The organism is Sphingobium phenoxybenzoativorans (genome assembly GCF_001757355.1).
GTDB classification, from domain to species: Bacteria; Pseudomonadota; Alphaproteobacteria; order Sphingomonadales; family Sphingomonadaceae; genus Sphingobium; species Sphingobium phenoxybenzoativorans.
Genome location: NZ_MINO01000064.1, coordinates 1 through 20,630, shown reverse-complemented (window position 1 = coordinate 20,630; position 20,630 = coordinate 1). Strand labels below are relative to the sequence as shown.

Sequence of the window (20,630 nt, the reverse complement as noted above, 5' to 3'; positions counted from 1 at the left end):
CTCCGCAAAGCCCATGGCGGATAGCGCCGCCTTCAGCCCCTCGCCGTCGTGCGGCAGCCGGTCCTCCCCATCCTCGCGGGTCAGTCGGTCATAATTCGCGCCTACCCATTCGACATGCGGGCGGAGACGATCGAGCAGCGCCGCGCCATCGGGCAGGCCATGAAGGCGCGCCACATTGTCCATGCTTCCGGGATTGGCGGGCAGTTCATGGGTCTGGAGGTCGTCGACCATCTGCAGCCGGTGCTCCACCGTGCGCAGCATGACATAGGCGTCGTCCAGATGACGCGCGACATCGGCCTCGATAATGCCCGCGTCCGACAGGGCGGCCAGCGCCTCGCGCGTTGCCCCGGCGCGCAGATGGGGATTGCGGCCGCCATGGATGAGCTGGTGGACCTGCGCGAAAAATTCCACCTCCCTTATGCCGCCGCGTCCACGCTTCAGATCATATCCCGGACCGAACGCCTGGCCCTGCGCATAATGGTCGCGGATGCGCCGGGAGATATCGAGGATGGCGTCGATCGCCCCGAAATCCAGCGACCGCCGCCAGATGAAGGGGCGTATCTGCCGTAGGAAATATTCGCCCAGCGGCCGGTCGCCGGCGGCGGCGCGGGCGCGGATGAAGGCCGCCTGCTCCCAGCCGAGCGCCATCGTCTCATAATAGCTGATCGCCGCCTCCACCGGCAGCGCGATCGGCGTGACTTCCGGCGAGGGGCGCAGGCGCAGGTCGACGCGAAAGACGTAACCGTCGCCGTCGCGGGTGGTCAGCAATTCGGTCATCCGCCGGGCAAGGCGGACGGCCGCCTCCGCCGGTTCCTCCCGCTCCCGCACCGGAAGGGTCCGGGGGTCGTAGATCAGGATGGGATCGATATCGGAGCTGTAGTTCAGTTCCCGGCTGCCATGCTTGCCCAGCGCGATCACGGCGAAACCGCGCGGCTCCTCGCCCGGATAGCGTTCGGCGAAGGCGGCGGCGAGGGCGGTGTCCAGCGCTTCGTCGGCAAAGCCGGACAGGCGGCGCGTGACCAGATCCAGATCCCACGCGCCGGCCAGATCGGCAATGGCGGTGACAAGCGCGACGGCGCCGCGCTGCAGCCGCAGGGCCTGCCCAGTATTGGCGCCCGCCTGACCCGCCGCGCGGGCCAGCGCCCACGCGCTTTCCCCATCGGCGGATCGCAGCGCCTGCGTGATCGGTTCATGCACGGACATCAGGCGGGCAAGGAAGGAGGAGCCGTTTTCCGCTCTCTCCAATGCGTTCCGCCACTCGCAGGACATCAGGCCTCCACTCCGCCATTTTTGGGACATTTTGGCGGCAATAGTTGCCAAAAAACCAGAAACTTTTGCCGCATGGCTTCGTTCAATAGGTTATGGTCCACCCAAACGGAACAGCGCAGGGAAAGGAAGCAGGCATGGAATCCGCTCGCTATGTCGCCGTGCAACCGCCGATGGCGCACGAGGGCGTGGGCCGGGCGTTGCGTGCGGCCTATATTGCGAAGGGCGATGATTTGCCTAACGAAATGGCGCGTCTGCTGCAACGGCTGGACAAGCTGTAAATAGAGGGCGGTCCTCCATCAAGGCGGGCCGCTCAATTGCCTCGGCTCAGCTTGTCCACATCATCCATGATTTCGCTCAGCGCACCGGCTTCCGATGTTTTCTGCAGGCGGCGGGACGGCAGATCGCCGCCATCCAGTATCTGTTCTAGCGCGGCGCGTCCGCGCGCCACCCGGCTTTTGATGGTGCCCACCGCCACGCCGCAGATTTCCGCGGCTTCTTCATAGGCGAAACCGCCCGCGCCAACCAGGATCAGCGCCTCGCGCTGGGGCTGGGGCAGTTGCAGCAAGGCGCGCTGCATGTCGCTGAGTTCAATATGCTTGTCCTGCCCGGCGGGCGCTGCGAGCAGGCGGTCGGCGGTCAGGTCGTCCCATTCGCCGCGGAAGCGCGCACGGCGCATCTGCGACAGATAATGGTTGCGCAGGATGATGAAGGTCCATGCCCGCATATTCGTTCCGGCCTGGAAACGCTGGCGCGCGGCCCATGCCTTCAGCAGCGTTTCCTGCACCAGATCGTCGGCCAGGTCGCGATTGCCCGACAGCGACCGGCCAAAGGCGCGCAGGTGCGGAATGACCGCCGCCAGTTCGCGCTTGAAATCGGCGTCCGACAGCGTTTCGCGCGGGGCATCCGCGATGGCGGTTTCATCACTCATGACAGGACCGCGCTAAACATTGCTGCGCATGCTGGCATTGCCGTGCATCCTGGGGAGCGTGGTGTGACTGCCCGGCGATATGACGCTGTATCTGGCATAAATGGAAAGGTCAGCTCCAGTAAGATGCTTGGACGATGCGGGTATATCGTCAGACTGCAAGGACGAAAGCCATCGCTATAATTGCCAGGGCAAGGGATATGACCAACACATAGCGCACTATGTGCGGCGTGCTCCCGGCGCGAACCGCTTCCGTGTCGATATGCTGTTCTTTTTCCTGCAACGGTCGTCTCCCTATCGTTACGCAAGGATAACGCAGGGAGTCGGGCGTGGTTCCGCCTTTTATCGCGATCACGCAGGGGCGGTGGCCTCGTCGAAGAACAGCGCCTGGGAAATGGCGGCCTTCACCGTGGACCGCTGGAACGGCTTGGTGATCAGGAAGGTCGGTTCGGGCCGCTCGCCGGTCAGCAGCCGTTCCGGGAAGGCGGTGATGAAGATCACCGGCACCGAAAATTCGGAAAGAATGTCCTTCACCGCGTCGATGCCGCTGGAATCGTCGGCAAGCTGGATATCGGCCAGAACCAGGCCGGGGCGTTCGGCCCTGGCCTCCCTTACGGCCTCGTCGCGGGTCACGGCGATGGCTGTGACGTCATGGCCCAGGTCGCGCACGATGGTTTCGATGTCCATCGCGATGATCGGCTCATCCTCGATGATCAGGACCTTGGCGCGGGTCTGTTCCTCGATCGCCTTCAGCGCTTCGTTGACCAGGGATTCGATATCGGCCGGACCGACATCCACCAGATAGGCGGCGTCCTCGTCGCTGAACCCCTCCATCGCGGTCAGCAGCAGCGCCTGACGCGACAGCGGCGTGATGCGCGACAGCCTGGCGTTGGCGATCGTTTCCCGCGAACCGGTGGATACCGCGCCCGGCGAATCCTCAAGGTGCGAGGATGACCATATGGCGTGGAAGGTCCGGTAAAGGCCGAGCCGGGGATCGACATCGCGGGGAAATTCATCGGGCGCGGCGACAATGGCTTCCAGCGTGGCGCGGACATAGGTGTCGCCATGCGCCTGACTACCGGTCAGCGCGCGGGCATAACGCCGGAGGAAGGGGAGGTGCGGGTGCAACTGCTGGCCGAGCGACATAAAGCGGTACTTCTCCCTGACCCGCGCAACGGCGGGCCGAATAATGCTTTCCGGCGGCATTGGATTGCCGCCGGGTTCAGAACCGGATGCAGGATGAAGGGTGAACACCCCTCTTGGCAAGCCCAACCCGCGACCCCGATGTTCGCCCCTTTCCCTAGCCGTCAGCAAGACAAGGAAAATTCGAACGACAATGGAACCATCGAGGAAGAAAATTGTTTCACGGTCGTTCGGTTTTTTTACTGGGCATGGAATGATGCACGGGACGACGGATTGACGTCTTGGTGCGTTACGGCAATTAGACCGTGTACGAATGTAGCGGGACGGCAAGAGGGGCAAATTTTGGTTTCTGATATGCGGCCGGACAATATCGTCGAGGAGGGCGCACCCGGCGGCCGGGACGGAAACGCTGTATCCGGCGCTGCGCCGGCCAAATCCGCGCGTCCGAAAAACGCCCCCAAAAGCGCCAAGCCCGCTCCGAAAACCCCTTCTCCCAAAACCGAAGCTTCCAATAGCGATAGCGCCGTCGGCAATGTCCTGCGGTCTGTATATCAAAAGGCAGTGGACGAGGCGATTCCAGCCGAGATGCTCGATCTTCTGAGCAAACTCGATTGACGGGCGGGACATAGGCGTAATGCCTCAAGCGGACACGCCCCTGCGAGGCTCCAGCTTCGATTTTTTCCGATCCACCGGTTTCAAGATGTTTGTGCTGCTGACGCTGGCCCTGCTGCCGCTGGGCGTCGTGGCGCTGGTCGCGTCGCTGCAGTCGATCCGGGCGGCGGATGTGGAGAAGAAAGCGCTGCTGCGGATCGCGGCGACGCAGAGCGCGCGCAAACTGGGCGCGGAACTCATGTCGGACCAGACCGCGCTCAAGCTTGCGATCAACACCTTCGCCCTCGGCAGGGGTGATCCGGACATGTGCCACAGGGCGGATTCCTTCCTGCGGTCCCGCGCGTCGTCCGACACCCGCTTTGCCATCTATATGCGCGACGGCAGGCGGATATGCGGCTCCTATGACGGATGGCGGGACGGCATCCCCCCGGAGCGCCGGTTCGATCCGGCGGCGGCGGAACTGATCCCGCATCGCGGCCTGCTGATGATCCGCACGCTCAGCAACGACAAGCGCCTCGTCGCTCTGACCTTCTATGACCGGGCCTATCTGGATCAGGTGACCGATCCGGCCTCCTCCCTGCAGAATCGCCATACCTTGCTGCAGCAGGGAAACAAGCGGATGGACATTGGCGGCGTGCTGGCCGTGCAGGGGCGTTCCGTAGACAGCGTGTCTGCGCCGCTGCCGCCCACCGACATCACCCTCACCATGGTCGTGCGCGATCCGCCGGTGACGCTGGCGCGCGCGCTTTCGTTGTTCCTGCCGCTGGTCATGTGGTTTGCGGCGGCGGCGATCGGCTGGTTCGTGGTGAACCGGCTGCTCATCCGGCCGCTGGTCACATTGCGCCGCGCGGTGGCCGCCTATCGCCCCGGCGAAGTCATGGAGCCGATGCGGCGCATGCGGACCCCTGCGCAGGAGATCGCCGATCTTGGCAATACCTTCCGGGAAATCAGCGAGGATGTCGCCACCCATGAGGCGGAGATGGCCGACAGCCTGGAACGCCAGCGCCGCCTGACCCGCGAAGTCCATCATCGGGTGAAGAACAACCTGCAGATCATCGCCAGCCTCATCAACCTCCATTCGCGCTCTGCCGAGGCACCGGAAGCGGTCGACGCCTATGCCTCCATCCAGCGCCGGGTCGATGCGCTGTCAGTCGTTCATCGCAACCATTATGCGGAGCTGGAGGAGAATAAGGGCGTTGGCGTCCGCGCGCTGGTGAGCGAACTGTGCGCCAGCCTGCGCGCGACCGCTCCGTCCGGGGCGGGCAACGCCTCCCTGCTGGTGGACAGCGATCAGCTTTATGTCACGCAGGACGTCGCCGTTCCCGTCGCCTTCCTGATTACCGAGCTGGTCGAACTGGCGATGCTGACCGATCCCGGATCGACCGTGCGGATATCAGTGCATTCGGCAGAGGAGGCGGGGCATGCGACGCTGCTCATCGCATCGGCGGCATATCGCGCCTCTCCCCGCATGCATGCCTATCTGGAGGCGCGCTTCGGCCGTATTCTGACCGGCCTGTCGCGGCAGCTTCGCGCGCCGCTGCTCTATGATGAGAATGAGGGAAGCTACGCCATCGACATCATGGTCAACGGCTGAACCCATCAGCCCTTGCGATAATAATCCGCCCGGAACTGGTTCGCGAAGGCGGTGAGCGTACCGGCAGCGATGGCGTCGCGCAGCCGCTGCATCAACTGCTGGTAGAAATGGATATTATGTTCCGTCATCAGCATCGCGCCCAATATCTCCCCCGCCTTGACGAGATGGTGGAGATAGGCCCGGCTCCATGTCGTGCAGGCGGGGCAGCCGCAGGCCGCATCGATGGGCGCCGGGTCCTCGGCAAATTTCGCGTTGCGGATGTTGATCGGACCGTTCCAGGTGAAGGCCTGCCCGTTGCGGCCTGAACGGGTGGGCAGCACGCAGTCGAACATGTCGATGCCGCGCTCGACCGCGCCGACAATATCGTCGGGCTTGCCCACGCCCATCAGATAGCGGGGCTTGTCGGCGGGAAGCTGACCGGGCGCGAAGTCCAGCGTGGCGAACATCGCCTCCTGCCCTTCACCGACCGCGAGGCCGCCGACCGCATAGCCGTCAAAGCCGATGTCGATAAGCTGCTGCGCTGATTGCCGCCGCAGTTCCTCGTCCAGCGATCCCTGCTGGATGCCGAACAGCGCGGAGCGGGCGGCATGGGCATGCCCGGCGTCGAAGCCGTCGCGCGACCGCTTCGCCCAGCGCATCGAGCGTTCCATCGATGTTGCCGCCTCGTCGCGCGTCGCGCCGTTCTTCGTGCATTCGTCGAAGGCCATCACAATGTCGGAGCCGAGCAGGCGCTGGATTTCCATCGACCGTTCCGGCGTCAGCATATGGCGCGACCCGTCGATATGGCTGGCGAAGGCGACGCCCTCCTCGCTCATCTTGGTGAGGGCGGACAGGCTCATCACCTGATAGCCGCCGCTGTCGGTCAGTATGGGCCGGTCCCAGCCCATGAAGCCATGCAGCCCGCCCAGCCGGTCGATCCGCTCCGCGCCGGGCCGCAGCATCAGATGATAGGTGTTGCCCAGGATGATGTCCGCGCCCGCCGCGCGAACCTCCGCCGGGCGCATCGCCTTGACGGTGGCGGCGGTGCCGACCGGCATGAAGGCGGGCGTGCGGATGTCGCCGCGCTTCATGGCGATGGTGCCGGTGCGCGCCTTGCCGTCCGTGGCGGCGATGGTGAAGGAAAAACGGGGACGTTCAGTCATGGCGCGGCCCTTACTGGCTTTCTCCCGCCATGCCTAGCCGGGGCTGGTCAGCGTGGGGGCGGGCCGTTGCCGCCCGGCCGCGCGCCGGGCCTGCCGCCCGGTTCGGACGGGGGCCTGCCGATGTTGATGAGTTCGGAACGGTCCAGCACGCCGTCCTGATTCTTGTCGAACCCGGCGAAGATCATGGCGAAGCGGGCAGTGAATTCGTCCCGGCTTATCCGGTTGTCGCCGTCCGTATCGAAATCGAGCAGGCCGGGCAGAGCGCCGCTGCTGCCGAGCCATCGGGCGCCCCAGAGATCCAGATCGATAGGGGAGATTTCGCCCTTGCCCTTGGCTGCGTCATCGAAGGACCGCTTCACCCCCGCGTCAAATTCCGCCTGCGTCACGCGCAGGTCGCCATCGCTGTCGAGCGCCGCGATCATCAGCGCGACGGGAGAGGTGGTGATTGTCGGGCGGGTCGGCGGCGGCGCGGGCGCGGGTTTTTTGGCGAGACCGGCCGAAGCCAGATTGAGCATCAGGAGCAGGATGATCGGATAACGCATGTTCGGCAAATTCCCCGGACGCAAAGGCGAGGCTCTGCATAGCCGGGCAGCGCCGCGATGTCTGAAAAATTGATGGGACTTATGCGCGGCGGCGGCGCGCGGCGGGGCGCGCGGGCGCCAGGGCGTCCGGCATGCCGGTCCCGGCGGCCAGCACTTCCGACATGCGGTCGCGCGGCTGCGGCGGGCAGAGCAGGAAACCCTGACCGCTGTTGAAACCGGCCTCCCGCGCATGGCGGAGCTGATCCTCGGTCTCGATCCCCTCGGCGACCGTCTCCATATCCAGCGTCTTGGCGATATGGCTGACGGCCTGGATGATCGCCTGATCCTCGCGGCTGTTGCCGATGGCCGCCATGAAGCTCTGGTCGACCTTGATCGTATCGAAGCTGTAGGAGCGAAGATAGCTGAGCGAGGAATAGCCGGTGCCGAAATCGTCGAGGACGAGCTTCAGGCCGATAAGCTGGAGTTCCCGGAGCATCTGGCTGGTGTGCCGGTTATCCTCTAGGAACAGCGATTCCGTGACTTCCAGTTCCAGCCGCCGCGCAGGCAGGCCGGTCTCCAGCAGCGTGGCGATGACGGTGCGGGGCAGCTCGCCGGAGGTCAGCGATGCAGGCGAGATATTGACCGCGACGCGCACATCGCTCGGCCACTCGGCGGCGGCTGTGCAGGCTTCGCGCAGCGCCCATATGCTGAGCTGTTCGATGATGCCGATGCGTTCCGCCGCCGGGATGAATTCGGAAGGCGGCACCCGGCCCAGGCGCGGATGCTCCCAGCGCATCAGCGCCTCGCAGGTCACGATATTGCCGGTCGCCAGATCGAAGATCGGCTGGAAATGCAGCGCCAGTTCGCCTTTCTCGATCGCCTGGCGCAGGCCGTTCTCCACCTCATGGATGCGGTTGAACACTTCCTTCATCGACCAGGTGAAGATGACCGCGCGGTTGCGGCCGTCGCGCTTGGCTTCATAGAGGGCGACGTCCGCATGCTGCATCAGCTCGTCCATGTCGCGCCCGTCCTGCGGGCCGATGGCGATGCCGATGGAGGCGGTGATATTCAGATTATGGCCGGATACCTCAAAGCTGTGCTGGAAATGATCCATCACGTCGGCGGCAATGGCGCGGGCGGTTTCGCGGCCGGTCTCCGGGCAGATCAGGACGAACTCATCGCCGCCGAAGCGCGCGACATGACCGCGCCCGTCCAGCGCCTCGGCCAGTTTTTCCGACACGGCGCAAAGCAACTGGTCGCCGACCATATGCCCCAGCGTATCGTTGATCTCCTTGAACCGGTCGAGGTCCATCCACAGGATCGCGACGGCATCCTGCGGTTTCCGGTTGCGTTCGAAGATGTCGCGCAGCCGCATCTGCATCGCCATCCGGTTCTCGACGCCGGTCAGGCTGTCATAACGCGCAAGCCGTTCATATTTGACCGCGAGTTGCGCCTTGTCCCGCTGCCCGCGCAGTGACTCGACGATCAGGCGCTGCGTGGTGGCGCTGATCTCCGCAACGCCGAACATCATCACCGCAAACACGATGGCGAGCAGGCGATAGCCCGTCTCTCCGGTCAGCCACAGGCCGGCGGCGGTGGGGGCGAGGACCAGCACCGACTGGCCGATTGTGGTCGATACGCGGCCCGCATTGCGGCCGGAAATGCCGCCAGCATAGCTTGTCGCCAGCGCGATGGAGAGCAAATGGAGGACGGTATCCGGCGAACGCAGAAGGGTCGTGCAGGCGAGAAGTCCGGCCAGCACGGCGCAGGACCATGACCCCGCCTCATGCATCTGCTCCCATTTCCGGGAACTCTCGGTCTCGTCGGTGCCCAGCCGCCTGTGGAACAATGTGGCGGCCATCAGCCGGGTGCAGGCGACCAGCGCGGCAAGCGACGCCAGAATGGCGATCGGCATGTCCGCCGCAAGCAGGGCGATGCCGATGCACAGACCGGCGGCCGCAAGCGTGCTGGCGGACATGAGCAGGGCGGCCGGGCGATAGGTATCGACGGGATTCCAGCCGGCGCCGCGATCCGGCTGCCCCTGTCCCGCCAATCTTTTCCAGAAATCTTTCAAAAAGTCCCGCAACCGGGCTGCCTCCGCCGTTTGACCGGTCATGCCCCAGCGCGTCTTTTCATCTGGTTAATAGATCGTCGCTTTCCGGCGTCCGGCGCGACCAATTCGACCCAATTCGGTTCTATGCCGGAAAGTCAGTAAGCCGATGAGATAGTGAGAGAATATCGGTCAGAGGGCCCTTTCCCAAATTTCCCCCTGAATGGGTTCGCCGAAATGATCGTGATATTCCACGCTGACGATCGAAAAACCGGCCCGCTGATAGATGCGGCGCGCGCCTTCCAATATGGTGTGCGTCCATAGCCGCATCCGGGAATAGCCCTTCTCCCGCGCGAAGGCGATGCACTGGTCGACCAGCGCGCCGCCAATGCCCATGCCGCGCGCGTCAGGCTCGACATGCAGCAGGCGCAGTTGCGCCACGCCGTCGCCAGCGTCGACGATCATCACCGCGCCCAGCATCCGGCCATGCCGGTCCGCCACCCAGCATTGCTCCCGCCCCGGCTTGAACGCGCTGAGGAAGGCGGTGGTGACTTCGCTCTGCAGCACCTCCATCGGCCGTCCCCAGCCATAATCGCGGTCGTAAAGGACGGTCTGCCGCGATGCGATCAGCGCCAGATCGCCCGGCTCCGCCGTGCGGATATGCCAGGGGTCGTCGACCGGATCGCCGAGCAATTGGCGCGCGGTCGCGAGCGCGTCCGCCAGGCGCTTCCGCGCGGCGTCGTCCAGGCCCGCGATGCGCGCTTCGGTGTGCGCCCGCGTCCGCACATCCAGCGCGTCGAAAGCGGCTTGGCCTTCCTCGGTCAGCCGGATCGGGCGGCGGCGGGCATCGGCGCCCCGCCCGCGCACGATCCATCCCTGTTTTTCGAAACCGCGCAATATCCGGCTGGCGTAACCGGAATCGATATCCAGCCGGTTCTGCAACTCCATCGCCAGAACGCCGCCATCGTCCGCCGTGCCGCCCTGGGCGATTTCATACAGCATGCGGGCCGCCGTCAGGCCCATGCCGCTTTCCATATAACTGGGCTGCAGAGCGCCGGAAAAGCGGGTGTGAAAGCGATTGAATGCGCGAAGGAATGCAACGGTGTCGGCCATGCCACACCGGCTAGGGCAAATTAGTTGATTCTGTCAACTATTTGCGATCAGCCTTCCGTGGCGTTGTCCGCCGGGGCTGCCCCGGCCGGGGGCGAAGCTGTGAAAACGCGCAGGCTGTCGAGCGTCCTCTGGCCGATGGCGAGATATTGTTCGCTCAACATTTCGGGGAATACGAAGGTCGCGGTGATCAGCGATCCGTCAGGCTTGCGGACCAGGCGGACGGCGACGCTGTTGCCTTCCCCGTCATTGGCGGTGCCGCGATATTCGTTGGTTCCGATGAAATCGCCGTCGACGGCTTCCGATCCCTGCGTCATGCCCTCGACGACTTGCTGCAAATCCTTGTCGCCGGCATTCTGCGACCAGAATATGCGAATGTCTGCGCCAGCGCCCGGATCTTCGGAGACCACGCCATTCTCGTTGCTGGCGGCGGCGTCGCGGACCCAGCCTTCGGGCAAGGTGATGGAGAAGCCGCGTGCATTGTTCACATAGTTGCGGTTCTCCTCCGCCTCGGTCTCGTCCCGGCTGACATTCTGCGCTGCCTCGGCCGCCGCGGCGTTGGCCGCTTCCGCCAGTTCTTCCGACGAGGGCAGGTCGCCCACGGGTTCCTGACGGCCGCAGGCGGCGATCATCAAGGAGAAGGAAAGCGCCAGCGGCAGGGTCAGGCGGTGTGGAATGGTCAGGCGGATGGAAGGAGAGCGGGTCATGCGATGATGCAAAGCATAGGCGGCACCAGATTTCAACCACGCCCGCCGCACGCCAAAGCCGGTGCGTATCAAAGGCTGTAGCCGCCGTCGCTGACCAGCGCCGCGCCGGTTATCATGGCGGCGTCGGCCGACAGCAGGAAAGCGATCTGCGCCGCCGCCTCATCCGCCGTGCCGAACCGGCCGAGCGGCGTGCCCTCGCCCAGCGCCGCATAGGCTGCGGTCTCGCTGCCCGTCTGTTGCACAAGATCGGCGAAGAAGGGCGTCTTGCCCCAGATCGGCGTTTCGACGCCGCCGGGCGCGATGGCGTTCACGCGGATGCGATGCGGCGCGCCCTCCTTCGCGGCGACGCGCATCAATTGCAGCATGGCGGCCTTCGATGCGCCATAGGCCGCCGTGCCGGGTTCCGCCTTGATCCCCGATACCGATGCGGTGAGGACGATCGCGCCGCCTTCGCCCGCAGCGGTCATCGACGCCATCAGCGCCTGCAGCGTCAGGAATGCGCCGTCCAGATTGACCGCCATTACCCTGCGCCAGCGGTCGAACGGCATGTCGGCTATCGCGCCATTGTCGGCGATCCCGGCGTTTACGACGCCAAGGGTGACGCCCTGCAGCGCCGCGCCGGTCCCTTCCCAATATGCAGGGTCGCCTGCATCCCCGCACAGCGTTTCGAGGGCGAGGCCCGGCCGGTCTAGCGCGGCGCAGGCGGCGTCCAGCCCGGCGGCGTCAATGTCCGCCAGCACCAGGCGCGACACGCCGTCTCCGGCCAGCCGGTGCGCGCAGGCAAGGCCGATGCCCGATGCTGCGCCAGTGACAAGCGCGGACTGATTGGCGAAGCGCGTCATCGCGCGGGCATAGCGCCCGGCCGATGCGGAGGCCAGATGCGTGATGCGTGCGGGCATGTGATGCGGGCGGGCGCGTGATGCAGGCAGGCCATGGCGTCCGGGCGATAGCGTCTTGGCTGCCCGCGCAGCCATGCTATGGCCGCCCGGCATCTGCCGAATCACGAACCAGACGCTCCCGAACCGGCAGCAGGACACCCTCTTTCAAGGATAGCGATTTTGACCCGCACGCTGATTTCTTCCGGCTCTCCGTTCGAGGCGCAGGTCGGTTATTCCCGCGCCGTCGTCCAGGGCGACTGGTGCTTCGTCGCAGGCACCACCGGCTATGACCCGGAAACCAAGGCGATGCCGGACAGCGTCGCGGACCAGGCGGCCAATGCGCTCAAGGTGATCGGCAAGGCGCTGGAGCAGGCGGGCTTTTCCTTCGAGGACGTGGTGCGCGCGACCTATTATATCACCGACCCGGCCTATTGGGATCAGATCGGCCCGGTGCTGGGCGGCACGTTCGGCGGCATCCGCCCTGCGGCGACCTGCCTTGTGTCCGGCCTCATCAAACCCGAAATGAAGATAGAGATAGAGGTGACCGCGCTGCGGAAGGATTGATCATGCCCATCACCATGTACGGCATCAAAAACTGCGACACGATCAAGAAGGCGCGGACCTGGCTGGAGACGCACGGGGTCGAATATGCCTTCCATGACTATAAGGCTTCCGGCGCGGATGAGGGGAAGCTGCGCGCATGGGTGGCCGAGCATGGATGGGAGACGATCCTGAACCGGGCGGGCACGACGTTCCGGGCGCTGCCGGATGCGGACAAGCAGGGGATCGATGCGGACAAGGCGGTGGCGCTGATGCTGGCCAATCCGTCGATGATCAAGCGGCCGGTGCTCGACCTTGGCGAAAAGCGGATCGTCGGGTTCAAGCCGGACGTCTATATTGAGGCGTTCGCCAAGCAGTAATTCGGGCAGTAATATTGCCGTCACTTGGCGCGACTAGCGACCGGGGCAGGAGGACCGATGATCAAAGCCCTTTTCGCCGCCGCCATCCTTGCCCTTTCGGGAGCCGCCATGGCCGATCCGATCATCATCGCCCATCGCGGGGACAGCGGCGAGCGGCCGGAGCATACGCTTGCCTCCTATGACCGGGCCATTGATCAAGGCGCGGACTTCATCGAGCCTGATCTGGTCCTGACGAAGGACGGCGTGCTGGTCGTGCGGCATGAGAATGAGATTTCCGGCACGACCGATGTCGCCGAGCATCCCGAGTTCGCCAGCCGCAGGACGACCAAGACGATCGACGGCGAGGCCACCACCGGCTGGTTCACCGAGGATTTTACCCTGGCCGAACTGCGGACGCTGCGCGCGAAGGAGCGGCTGGCGCAGGTGCGGACGGCGAACAAGCGGTTCGACGGGCTGTACCAGATCCCGACCTTTGAGGAGGTGATCAAGCTGGCCAAGGCGCGGGAAGCGGAAACCGGCCGCCGGATCGGCATCTACCCGGAAACGAAGCACCCGACCTATTTCGCCTCCATCGGCCTGCCGCATGAAGCGCCGCTGCTCGCGATGCTGGAGAAATATGGCTATGGCGCGCCGGACGATCCGGTGTTCATCCAGTCGTTCGAGGTCGGCAATCTGAAGCTGCTGCGTGGCAAGACCCGGTTGCGCCTGATCCAGCTTGTCGCGTCGCAGGGCGGGCCGCCGGACATGGCGGGCATCGCCTATGCCGACATGATGACGCCGGAGGGGCTGAAGGCGGTTGCCGGCTATGCCGACGGCATCGGGCCAAGCTTCGACATGGTGATCGGGCCGGACGGGGCGGACAGCGGGCTGGTGGCGTCGGCGCATGCGGCCGGGCTGCAGGTGCATCCCTGGACATTGCGGGCGGAAAACATGTTCCTGCCCAAGGCGTTCCAGAAGGGTGACGACCCCGCCGCGCATGGCGATTTCACCGGCGCGGTGCGGGCCGTGGCGGCGACGGGCGTGGACGGATTGTTCAGCGATTTTCCGGGACTCGCGCGGGCGGCCCTCCAACCCTGATATTTCCAAACCAACCCGCTTGAATTTCGTCGCGGTTGCGCCGAATGTCCGGCGATGTTGTCGCAAAAGACCCGTTACGCCATCCGCGCTCTCCAGCATCTGGCCGATCATTATGCGCAGGGTCCGGTCCCGCTGACCGATATCGCCGAAAAGCAGAATATCCCGTCCAAATTCCTGACGGTTATCCTGTCCGAGCTGTCGCGCGAGGGGCTGGTCGCCACGCAGCGCGGCAGGGACGGGGGATATTGGCTGGCGCTGTCGCCGATCGACATCAGCTATGGCGATATCGTGCGGCTGACGCGCGGGTCGCTGGCGCTGGTGCCGTGCGCCAGCCGGTTCGCCCACGAACAGTGCAAAAATTGCCTGCCTGAAGAGGAATGCCGCCTGCATCGCGTCATGCTGCGCGTGCGGGACGAGATGGCGGGCGTGCTGGACAGCATCAGCCTGGCGGAGCAGTTCGCCGTATAAATGCAACGGGGAATGCGACGGTATATCGCTTTGCGAAACGGCGAATATTAACCCGAATTCAACGATGTAAGCGGGACCATTCCGGCTGCCCATATTTTGCCACATTTCGTCGCCTGCCTATTGTCTATTAAAATAATAGAATTATATCGAAGGCTCCCGCCAAAGCTTTTGAGGAGCAGGACATGGATCGATTCGGACATGCGAGCGACGCGCGCCAGCCGGTGGTGCTGACCATTCCCGGCCTCAACAATAGCGGCCCCGGCCATTGGCAGACCATCTGGGAGCAGAAGCGCGGCGATTGCGAACGGGTTGACCTGGGTAGCTGGGCCAGCCCCAACCGCAATGTATGGGTCAACCGGCTGGACTCTGCGATCCGCGCGGTCAACGGCCCGATCGTGCTGGCGGCGCACAGCCTGGGTTGCCTTGCCGTCGCCTGGTGGGGCGCGCTGCAGAGCCAGGCCTATGGCTGGCCGGTGGTCGGCGCGCTGCTGGTCGCGCCGCCCGACTGCGACCGGATGGAAACGCCAGAAACGATCGGCGGTTTTGGCCCGGTGCCGAAAGCGACGCTGCCCTTCCCGTCGATCATGGTCGCCAGCCGGAACGATCCGTACATCTTCTACGAGCGCGCCCACAGCATCGGCAAATATTGGGGCAGCCAGATCATCGACGCTGGCCATAGCGGCCATATCAATGCGGAGTCGGGCCTGGGCGAATGGCGGTTCGGGCAATCGCTGCTGGACAAGCTGATCGGCCTTGCCGCCGACCAGACGGCGCTGGCCCGGCAGTTGCGGCCCGCCGCGATGGTGACGGGCGACCGTCAGGCGCCGCTGCTGGGCCAGGCGTAACCGGCCCGGCGCGCATCCGCAGGGCTTGAAGTAACAAGCGCACAGCTACCGGGCATAAATCTACAAAGCATAAATCTACTCAAGGGATAGAGAAACTATCAGGGGGTAGAGCATTGCTTTTTTGTCTATCGAAAAAGTTGAGATATGAGTGCGGCACGAGGTAAGCGAATGAACATTGAAGAAGTCGAGCGTTGGGCGCAGCCAGTGCGGCCGGACATTATCAGCAGCATCGACGCCGTGCGTTCCGCGCTGGAGTCGCTGCGGTTCGGGTCGATCACCCTGACCGTCCATGATGCGCGCGTCGTGCAACTCGACGTCACCGAAAAGCGCCGGTTCAACGGCGCGGCCGGCAAGGATTGAGATCAGCCCAGTAGGGAAAGAACAGAAAAAACAGGCATCCGCCGGGTCGCCGGAGACGCCAAGTTGACACACAGACAACCGGACATCCGGAAGGGGAATTTTATGATCGTGCGTTCATTGTTGCTCGCCACCGCGGCGAGCGCATCCATTCTTGCGCCTGCGGCTTTCGCCCAGGATGCGTCGACGGCGCCGGCCGAGGCGGCGGAACAGGCCGATCAGGGTGAGCCGAGCCGTGGCGAAGTGATCATCGTCACCGCGCGCCGCCGCCAGGAAGCCGCGCAGGAAGTGCCGCTGGCGATTTCCGTCATCCGTGGCGACAGCATCGAATCCACCGGCAATTTCAACATCGTCAAGCTGCAGCAGCTTGCCCCGACGCTGCAGGTCTACACGTCGAACCCGCGCAACACCTCGGTCAACATCCGCGGTCTCGGCGTGCCGTTCGGCCTGACCAGCGACGGTTTCGAGCAGGGCGTCGGCATCTATGTCGATGACGTCTATAACTCGCGCGTCGCCTCCGCGACCTTCGACTTCCTCGACGTCGCGCAGGTGGAAGTGCTGCGCGGACCGCAGGGTACGCTGTATGGCAAGAACACCACCGCCGGCGCGATCAACATCACGACCAACCAGCCGACCTTCGATTTTGAAGGCCGCGCGGAGCTGACGGTCGGCAATCTGAATTACAAGCAGGCGAAGGCCGCCATCTCCGGTCCGCTGACCGACAAGATCGCCGCCCGTCTCGCCATCGCCTCCACCAGCCGCCGTGGCACGATCTATAATGTCGCCAGCGGCCAGTGGATCAACGAGCAGGACAATCTGGGCCTGCGCGGCCAGATATTGTTCCAGCCGACCGAGGACCTGAGCATCACGCTGTCGGGCGACTACAGCAAGCAGGACCCGGAATGCTGCGGCACCGTGTTCGTCCGCGTCGGCCGCACCCAGCGCGCTCTGGCCCGGCAATATGATGCGCTGGTCGCGTCGATCAACGCCGCCAATCCCGGCCGCAACTATGCGGTGCCGAGCCGCAATCCCTATGACCGGTTGACCGATCTCGACTCCAGCCTGAACGCGGGCAACAAGATCGGCGGCGCGTCCGCCAAGGTGAAGTGGGACTTGGGTTCCGGCACGCTGACGTCCGTCACCGCCTGGCGTTTCTGGGACTGGAAGCCGGAGAATGACCGCGACTTCACCGGCCTGTCGATCGTCTCGCTGTCGCAGAACCCGTCGCAGCAGGACCAGTATAGCCAGGAATTCCGCTACAATTACACCAGCGACCAGTTCGACTTCGTTCTCGGCGCCTTCGGCTTCAAGCAGCGGATCGACACGCAGGGCACCGAGCAGCAGGGTTCCGACGCCAGCCGGTGGAGCCTGACGGGTGCGCAGGCCGCCAACGCCGCCATCCTCAACGGCCTGACCGCCAGCAACACCCAATATCTCAAGAGCACCAGCGCCGCGCTGTTCGGCCAGGTGAGCTGGAAAGTGACCGACGCGCTGACCATCCAGCCCGGCGCGCGCGTCAATTATGACAAGAAGTCCGGCTTCTACGAGCGCATCGTGACCAACGGCGCTGGGCAAGTGATCAGTTGCACGCCCACGCCGACCGCCGGTTCGGTCCTCGCGGCGCAGTGCGGCGTCTACCAGCCGCAGGTCAGTTCGTCGTCCGACAGTGCGTGGAACTTCACCTATGATTTCAACGTCAACTACAAGTTCGCGCGCGACATATTGGGTTACGCAACCTACGCCAAGAGCTTCAAGACGCTGGGCATCAACCAGAATGGCCTGCCGCTCAACGCCGACAATACGGTCAATTATGACGCGGGCACGGTGAAGCCGGAATCGGTCAACCATTTCGAAATCGGCCTGAAAACCCAGTTCCTGGATCGCCGGGCGACCTTCAACCTTTCCGCCTTCCGCACGGAGATCAAGAATTTCCAGGCGACGGTGAATGGAGGCCAGTTCGGCACGGTGCGCGGCTATCTGGCCAATGCGGAGAAGGTGCGCTCGCAGGGTATCGAGGCCGATTTCAAGGTGACGCCGAACGAGCGGATCAGCGCCTATGCCAACGCCGCCTATACCGACGCGAAATATAAGAAGTTCACCAACGCGCCTTGCCCGCCGGAGCTTTCGGGCGGCACGCTGCAGGGGGCCAACGCCACGCCGGACTATTCGCAGCCGGGCGTGCCCGGTGCGCTCAGCCCGCGCCAGTGCGACATTTCCGGCCAGGCCCTGCCCGGCGTGTCCAAATGGGCCTTCTCCTATGGCGTGGAGGTCAATGCGCCGGTTACGCTGCTGGCGAAGGAAGGCCAGGCCTATCTGGGCGTCGACGGCAACTACCGGTCGGAATGGAATTCGAACGCCTCGCCGTCCATCTATACCGAGGTCAAGGGTTATGCGCTGACCAATTTCCGCGCGGGCTTCCGGGGTGACGGGTTCGATGTGTTCGGCTGGGTCCGCAACGCCTTCGACGTCAATTATATCGATCTGCTGCAGGTCGCGCCGGGCAATGTCGGCCTGATCGCGGGCCAGCCCGGCGATCCCCGCACATGGGGCATGACCATCAAGGGCAGCTTCTGATGCGTAAGTTCTGACCGGTAATTCGGCGGTCAGTAAATGGCAGGGACGGCGGTGCCCCTCAGCGCCGTCCCTGTTTTTCTTAGGTAAAGACCCTCACCCAACCCTCTCCCGCGAAGGCGGGAGAGGGCTAAGGAAAAGGTCGGAGAGGGCTATGAAAGGCGGACTCGCGCTTCCCGTCGATCCGGGGTAAAGCGCCGCCATGTCCACGACCTTCACCCTCGACACCTCCACCAGCCGCGCCAATCCGACGCCTGCGCCGATGAAGCGGCTGACCGTGCCGGCGATCCAGCGGCGGAAGTTTGAAGGCAAGACCGCAGAGCCGCTGGTCATGCTGACCGCCTATACCGCGCGGCAGGCGCAGCTTCTCGACCCGCATTGCGACATGTTGCTGATCGGCGACTCCCTGGGGCAAGTCATTTATGGCCTGCCGTCCACGCTGGCCGTCACGCTCGACATGATGATCGCGCATGGCGCGGCGGTGGTGCGCGGCAGCTATCACAGCCTGGTCATCGTCGACATGCCGTTCGGCAGCTATGAAAGCTCGCCAGAGGCGGCGTTCGCCAGCGCCAGCCGAGTCATGGCCGAAACCGGTTGCGCGGCGGTCAAGCTGGAAGGCGGGCAGGCGATGGCGCCGACCATTGCGTTCCTCAGCCAGCGGGGCATCCCGGTCATGGCCCATGTCGGCCTGACGCCCCAGGCGGTGAATGCGCTGGGCGGCTATGCCGCGCGGGGCAAGAGCCAGGAGGAGCATGCCAAGATCATGGCCGACGCCCGCGCCGTCGCCGACGCCGGAGCGTTCGCGGTGGTGCTGGAGGGCGTGATGGAAACGCTGGCCGATGCCGTCACGGAAAGCGTCGACATCCCCGTCATCGGCATCGGCGCGTCCGCGCGTTGCGACGGGCAGGTGCTGGTGACTGAGGACATGCTGGGCATGTTCGAGCGCACCGCCAAGTTCGTGAAACGCTATGAGGACATGGCGACGATGATTTCCGGCGCGGCGGAGCGTTATGCCGCCGATGTCCGCGCCCGGACATTTCCGACCGACGAGCAGGTTTACCGGCCGAAAAAGTAATTTGCTCTTGCCCGCCGCGCCGCTAATGTCCGGCGCCTCTCTCTATCCGCCCCGTTTCCCTGTGTTTCCCGGAGAATGACCTTGGCATTGACGCCGCAATCCAACGAAGCCTTCCTGCGCGAGGTCGATGACGCCGTGCGGCAGGACCAGCTTCTGGGGTTCTGGAAACGCTATGGCCGGTGGATCGCGATCCTGGTGGTGGCGGGTCTGGCCGCGTTTGGCGGCTGGCTCTACTGGAACCACCACAGCGCCGGCAAGTCGGGCGAAACGGCCGAGGAAATGCAGGGCCTGCTGGAAGTGGTCGCCGCGGGCGGCGCGCCCGACATGAAGAAGCTGGATGCGCTCGCCAAGGATGGCCAGCCGGGTTATCGCGCGACCGCGATGCTGGCGAAGGCCGCCGTGGCGGTGAAGAAGAATGACACGAAGGGCGCGATCGCGATCTTCAAGGGCATGGCGGCGGACAGCAGCCTGGCCAAGCCCTATCGCGACCTGGGCCTGATCCGCCAGACGGCGCTGGAGTTCGACAGCATGAAGCCGCAGGATGTGGTCGATCGGTTGAAGCCCTTCGCGGCCGCGGGCGACCCCTGGTTCGGCAGCGCCGGGGAAATGACGGCGGTCGCCTATATGAAGATGCGCAAGCCCGACCTTGCGGGGCCGCTGTTCGCGGCGCTGGCAAAGGATGCGCAGGTGCCGGAAACTGTCCGTTCACGTGCGCGACAGATGGCGGGGCTATTGGGAGTCGATGCGGTAGACGCGACGGTGGGGATTGGCGAGGATGGCGGTGCGAATGCAACTTCGGGTGGGTAAGAAACGGATGATGCGGCTGGGCGCGCTGCTCGGCTGCGTCGCGATGCTTTCGGGCTGCGCCGTGCTGGGCGGCGGCAAGGGCAATGGCGGCAAGAAAACGCCGGTCGTCGGCAAGCGCACATCGATCCTGACGAGCGAGCAGGGCGTGGCGGTCGAGCCGACGATTGCCGATGTCGCCGTGGTCCTGCCGGAGCAGGCGGTGAACGACCAATGGTCGCAGCCGGGCGGCAACCCCTACAAGACGATGGGCCATCTGGCGCTGTCCGACGCGCCGCGCCAGGCGTGGAGCGTGTCGATAGAGGGCAGCACGCCGAAGGCGCGCCTTGCCTCCGCCCCGGTCGTGGCGGACGGCAAGCTGTATGTCATCGATGCGTCGGCGCGCGTGATCGCGATGAACGCGGCCACGGGTTCTAAGATCTGGCAGACGGCGCTGCCCTCCGAAGGCAATGGCCGGTCGCTGTTCGGCGGCGGCGTGAGCGTGCTCGGCGACCGCCTCTATGCCAGCACCGGCGTAGGCGATGTGGTCGCGATGAATGCGTCGGACGGCAAGATCGTGTGG

General features: G+C 64.7%; 22 protein-coding genes. 13 read left to right on the top strand and 9 right to left on the bottom strand.

The genetic code is table 11. From position 1 onward, the window contains the following. A partial coding sequence (locus BHQ40_RS19915) for a [protein-PII] uridylyltransferase family protein (protein WP_494338029.1) occupies positions 1-1,269 on the bottom strand: 1,269 nt, incomplete at its 3' end. 134 nt (positions 1,270-1,403) lie between these two features. On the opposite strand from BHQ40_RS19915, the gene BHQ40_RS26310 reads away from it, so the two are divergent. Beyond that, entirely contained in the window at positions 1,404-1,547 is a 144-nt protein-coding gene (locus tag BHQ40_RS26310) for a hypothetical protein (RefSeq protein ID WP_171905909.1), read from the top strand. 32 nt (positions 1,548-1,579) lie between these two features. Here BHQ40_RS26310 and BHQ40_RS19910 read toward each other — a convergent pair whose 3' ends face one another. Together BHQ40_RS19910 and BHQ40_RS19905 are read right to left on the bottom strand one after the other, a co-directional pair. Then, a complete protein-coding gene (locus tag BHQ40_RS19910) occupies positions 1,580-2,197 on the bottom strand; it encodes a sigma-70 family RNA polymerase sigma factor (protein WP_070157576.1) in 618 nt (205 codons plus the stop codon). A 348-nt stretch (positions 2,198-2,545) separates the two neighbouring features. Further along, a complete protein-coding gene (locus BHQ40_RS19905) occupies positions 2,546-3,340 on the bottom strand; it encodes a response regulator (protein ID WP_070157575.1) in 795 nt (264 codons plus the stop codon). Between BHQ40_RS19905 and BHQ40_RS26770 the strand changes: the two genes are divergently transcribed. Both BHQ40_RS26770 and BHQ40_RS19895 read left to right on the top strand, forming a co-directional pair. Further along, complete coding sequence (locus BHQ40_RS26770; RefSeq protein ID WP_139139374.1) at positions 3,317-3,952, top strand: NepR family anti-sigma factor; 636 nt, start codon at positions 3,317-3,319, stop codon at positions 3,950-3,952. The genes BHQ40_RS19905 and BHQ40_RS26770 overlap by 24 nt on opposite strands. 19 nt (positions 3,953-3,971) lie before the next feature. Next, complete coding sequence (locus BHQ40_RS19895) at positions 3,972-5,543, top strand: sensor histidine kinase (protein ID WP_253183420.1); 1,572 nt, start codon at positions 3,972-3,974, stop codon at positions 5,541-5,543. Between the two features lie 5 nt (positions 5,544-5,548). Here the strand turns inward: BHQ40_RS19895 and tgt are convergent, their stop codons facing one another. The 6 genes from tgt to BHQ40_RS19865 form a co-directional block, all read right to left on the bottom strand. Then, the gene (gene tgt, locus BHQ40_RS19890; protein ID WP_070157573.1) at positions 5,549-6,685 is read right to left on the bottom strand and encodes a tRNA guanosine(34) transglycosylase Tgt; all 1,137 of its coding nucleotides are present in this window, start codon (positions 6,683-6,685) and stop codon (positions 5,549-5,551) included. 47 nt (positions 6,686-6,732) lie between these two features. Further along, positions 6,733-7,227, bottom strand: coding sequence for an EF-hand domain-containing protein (locus BHQ40_RS19885; protein ID WP_070157572.1), 495 nt, complete (start codon positions 7,225-7,227; stop codon positions 6,733-6,735). 79 nt (positions 7,228-7,306) lie between these two features. Next, a complete protein-coding gene (locus tag BHQ40_RS19880; protein ID WP_083277056.1) occupies positions 7,307-9,322 on the bottom strand; it encodes a putative bifunctional diguanylate cyclase/phosphodiesterase in 2,016 nt (671 codons plus the stop codon). 126 nt (positions 9,323-9,448) lie between these two features. Continuing rightward, on the bottom strand, positions 9,449-10,369 hold the full coding sequence (locus tag BHQ40_RS19875) for a bifunctional helix-turn-helix transcriptional regulator/GNAT family N-acetyltransferase (protein WP_070157571.1): 921 nt from the start codon (positions 10,367-10,369) through the stop codon (positions 9,449-9,451). A gap of 47 nt (positions 10,370-10,416) precedes the next feature. Further along, positions 10,417-10,998 (bottom strand): hypothetical protein, encoded by a 582-nt coding sequence (locus tag BHQ40_RS19870; RefSeq protein WP_139139375.1) that lies wholly within the window; start codon positions 10,996-10,998, stop codon positions 10,417-10,419. A gap of 143 nt (positions 10,999-11,141) precedes the next feature. Continuing rightward, positions 11,142-12,077: an SDR family NAD(P)-dependent oxidoreductase gene (locus BHQ40_RS19865; RefSeq protein ID WP_354321566.1), complete on the bottom strand. Its 936-nt coding sequence runs from the start codon at positions 12,075-12,077 to the stop codon at positions 11,142-11,144. A gap of 54 nt (positions 12,078-12,131) precedes the next feature. Here BHQ40_RS19865 and BHQ40_RS19860 point away from each other — a divergent pair, with 54 nt between their 5' ends. The 10 genes from BHQ40_RS19860 to BHQ40_RS19815 form a co-directional block, all read left to right on the top strand. Further along, on the top strand, positions 12,132-12,515 hold the full coding sequence (locus tag BHQ40_RS19860; protein ID WP_070157570.1) for a RidA family protein: 384 nt from the start codon (positions 12,132-12,134) through the stop codon (positions 12,513-12,515). Between the two features lie 2 nt (positions 12,516-12,517). Continuing rightward, positions 12,518-12,871 (top strand): ArsC family reductase, encoded by a 354-nt coding sequence (locus BHQ40_RS19855; protein WP_070157569.1) that lies wholly within the window; start codon positions 12,518-12,520, stop codon positions 12,869-12,871. 57 nt (positions 12,872-12,928) lie between these two features. After that, positions 12,929-13,948, top strand: a complete 1,020-nt coding sequence (locus BHQ40_RS19850) for a glycerophosphodiester phosphodiesterase (RefSeq protein ID WP_070157568.1) — start codon at positions 12,929-12,931, stop codon at positions 13,946-13,948. A 54-nt stretch (positions 13,949-14,002) separates the two neighbouring features. Continuing rightward, entirely contained in the window at positions 14,003-14,416 is a 414-nt protein-coding gene (locus tag BHQ40_RS19845) for an RrF2 family transcriptional regulator (RefSeq protein ID WP_070157567.1), read from the top strand. A 182-nt stretch (positions 14,417-14,598) separates the two neighbouring features. Beyond that, complete coding sequence (locus BHQ40_RS19840) at positions 14,599-15,261, top strand: RBBP9/YdeN family alpha/beta hydrolase (protein WP_070157566.1); 663 nt, start codon at positions 14,599-14,601, stop codon at positions 15,259-15,261. 168 nt (positions 15,262-15,429) lie between these two features. After that, positions 15,430-15,621 (top strand): YezD family protein, encoded by a 192-nt coding sequence (locus BHQ40_RS19835; RefSeq protein WP_070157565.1) that lies wholly within the window; start codon positions 15,430-15,432, stop codon positions 15,619-15,621. A 102-nt stretch (positions 15,622-15,723) separates the two neighbouring features. Beyond that, positions 15,724-18,192, top strand: coding sequence for a TonB-dependent receptor (locus BHQ40_RS19830; RefSeq protein WP_070157564.1), 2,469 nt, complete (start codon positions 15,724-15,726; stop codon positions 18,190-18,192). A 199-nt stretch (positions 18,193-18,391) separates the two neighbouring features. Beyond that, a complete protein-coding gene (gene panB, locus BHQ40_RS19825; RefSeq protein WP_070157563.1) occupies positions 18,392-19,264 on the top strand; it encodes a 3-methyl-2-oxobutanoate hydroxymethyltransferase in 873 nt (290 codons plus the stop codon). An 81-nt stretch (positions 19,265-19,345) separates the two neighbouring features. Continuing rightward, the gene (locus BHQ40_RS19820; protein WP_070157562.1) at positions 19,346-20,071 is read left to right on the top strand and encodes a tetratricopeptide repeat protein; all 726 of its coding nucleotides are present in this window, start codon (positions 19,346-19,348) and stop codon (positions 20,069-20,071) included. Continuing rightward, on the top strand, positions 20,052-20,630 hold a 579-nt coding region (locus BHQ40_RS19815; protein WP_171905908.1), incomplete at its 3' end, for an outer membrane protein assembly factor BamB family protein. The genes BHQ40_RS19820 and BHQ40_RS19815, both read left to right, overlap by 20 nt.

Bases quoted from the DNA above. Each gene is read 5' to 3' on its own strand.
- panB (WP_070157563.1), top strand. From the start codon at position 18,392: ATGTCCACGACCTTCACCCTCGACACCTCCACCAGCCGCGCCAATCCG.
- BHQ40_RS19840 (WP_070157566.1), top strand. From the start codon at position 14,599: ATGGATCGATTCGGACATGCGAGCGACGCGCGCCAGCCGGTGGTGCTG.
- tgt (WP_070157573.1), bottom strand. From the start codon at position 6,685: ATGACTGAACGTCCCCGTTTTTCCTTCACCATCGCCGCCACGGACGGC.
- BHQ40_RS19880 (WP_083277056.1), bottom strand. From the start codon at position 9,322: ATGACCGGTCAAACGGCGGAGGCAGCCCGGTTGCGGGACTTTTTGAAA.
- BHQ40_RS26310 (WP_171905909.1), top strand. From the start codon at position 1,404: ATGGAATCCGCTCGCTATGTCGCCGTGCAACCGCCGATGGCGCACGAG.
- BHQ40_RS19855 (WP_070157569.1), top strand. From the start codon at position 12,518: ATGCCCATCACCATGTACGGCATCAAAAACTGCGACACGATCAAGAAG.
- BHQ40_RS19850 (WP_070157568.1), top strand. From the start codon at position 12,929: ATGATCAAAGCCCTTTTCGCCGCCGCCATCCTTGCCCTTTCGGGAGCC.
- BHQ40_RS19885 (WP_070157572.1), bottom strand. From the start codon at position 7,227: ATGCGTTATCCGATCATCCTGCTCCTGATGCTCAATCTGGCTTCGGCC.
- BHQ40_RS19895 (WP_253183420.1), top strand. From the start codon at position 3,972: ATGCCTCAAGCGGACACGCCCCTGCGAGGCTCCAGCTTCGATTTTTTC.
- BHQ40_RS19830 (WP_070157564.1), top strand. From the start codon at position 15,724: ATGATCGTGCGTTCATTGTTGCTCGCCACCGCGGCGAGCGCATCCATT.
- BHQ40_RS19905 (WP_070157575.1), bottom strand. From the start codon at position 3,340: ATGTCGCTCGGCCAGCAGTTGCACCCGCACCTCCCCTTCCTCCGGCGT.
- BHQ40_RS19845 (WP_070157567.1), top strand. From the start codon at position 14,003: ATGTTGTCGCAAAAGACCCGTTACGCCATCCGCGCTCTCCAGCATCTG.
- BHQ40_RS19910 (WP_070157576.1), bottom strand. From the start codon at position 2,197: ATGAGTGATGAAACCGCCATCGCGGATGCCCCGCGCGAAACGCTGTCG.
- BHQ40_RS19835 (WP_070157565.1), top strand. From the start codon at position 15,430: ATGAACATTGAAGAAGTCGAGCGTTGGGCGCAGCCAGTGCGGCCGGAC.
- BHQ40_RS19875 (WP_070157571.1), bottom strand. From the start codon at position 10,369: ATGGCCGACACCGTTGCATTCCTTCGCGCATTCAATCGCTTTCACACC.
- BHQ40_RS19870 (WP_139139375.1), bottom strand. From the start codon at position 10,998: ATGATCGCCGCCTGCGGCCGTCAGGAACCCGTGGGCGACCTGCCCTCG.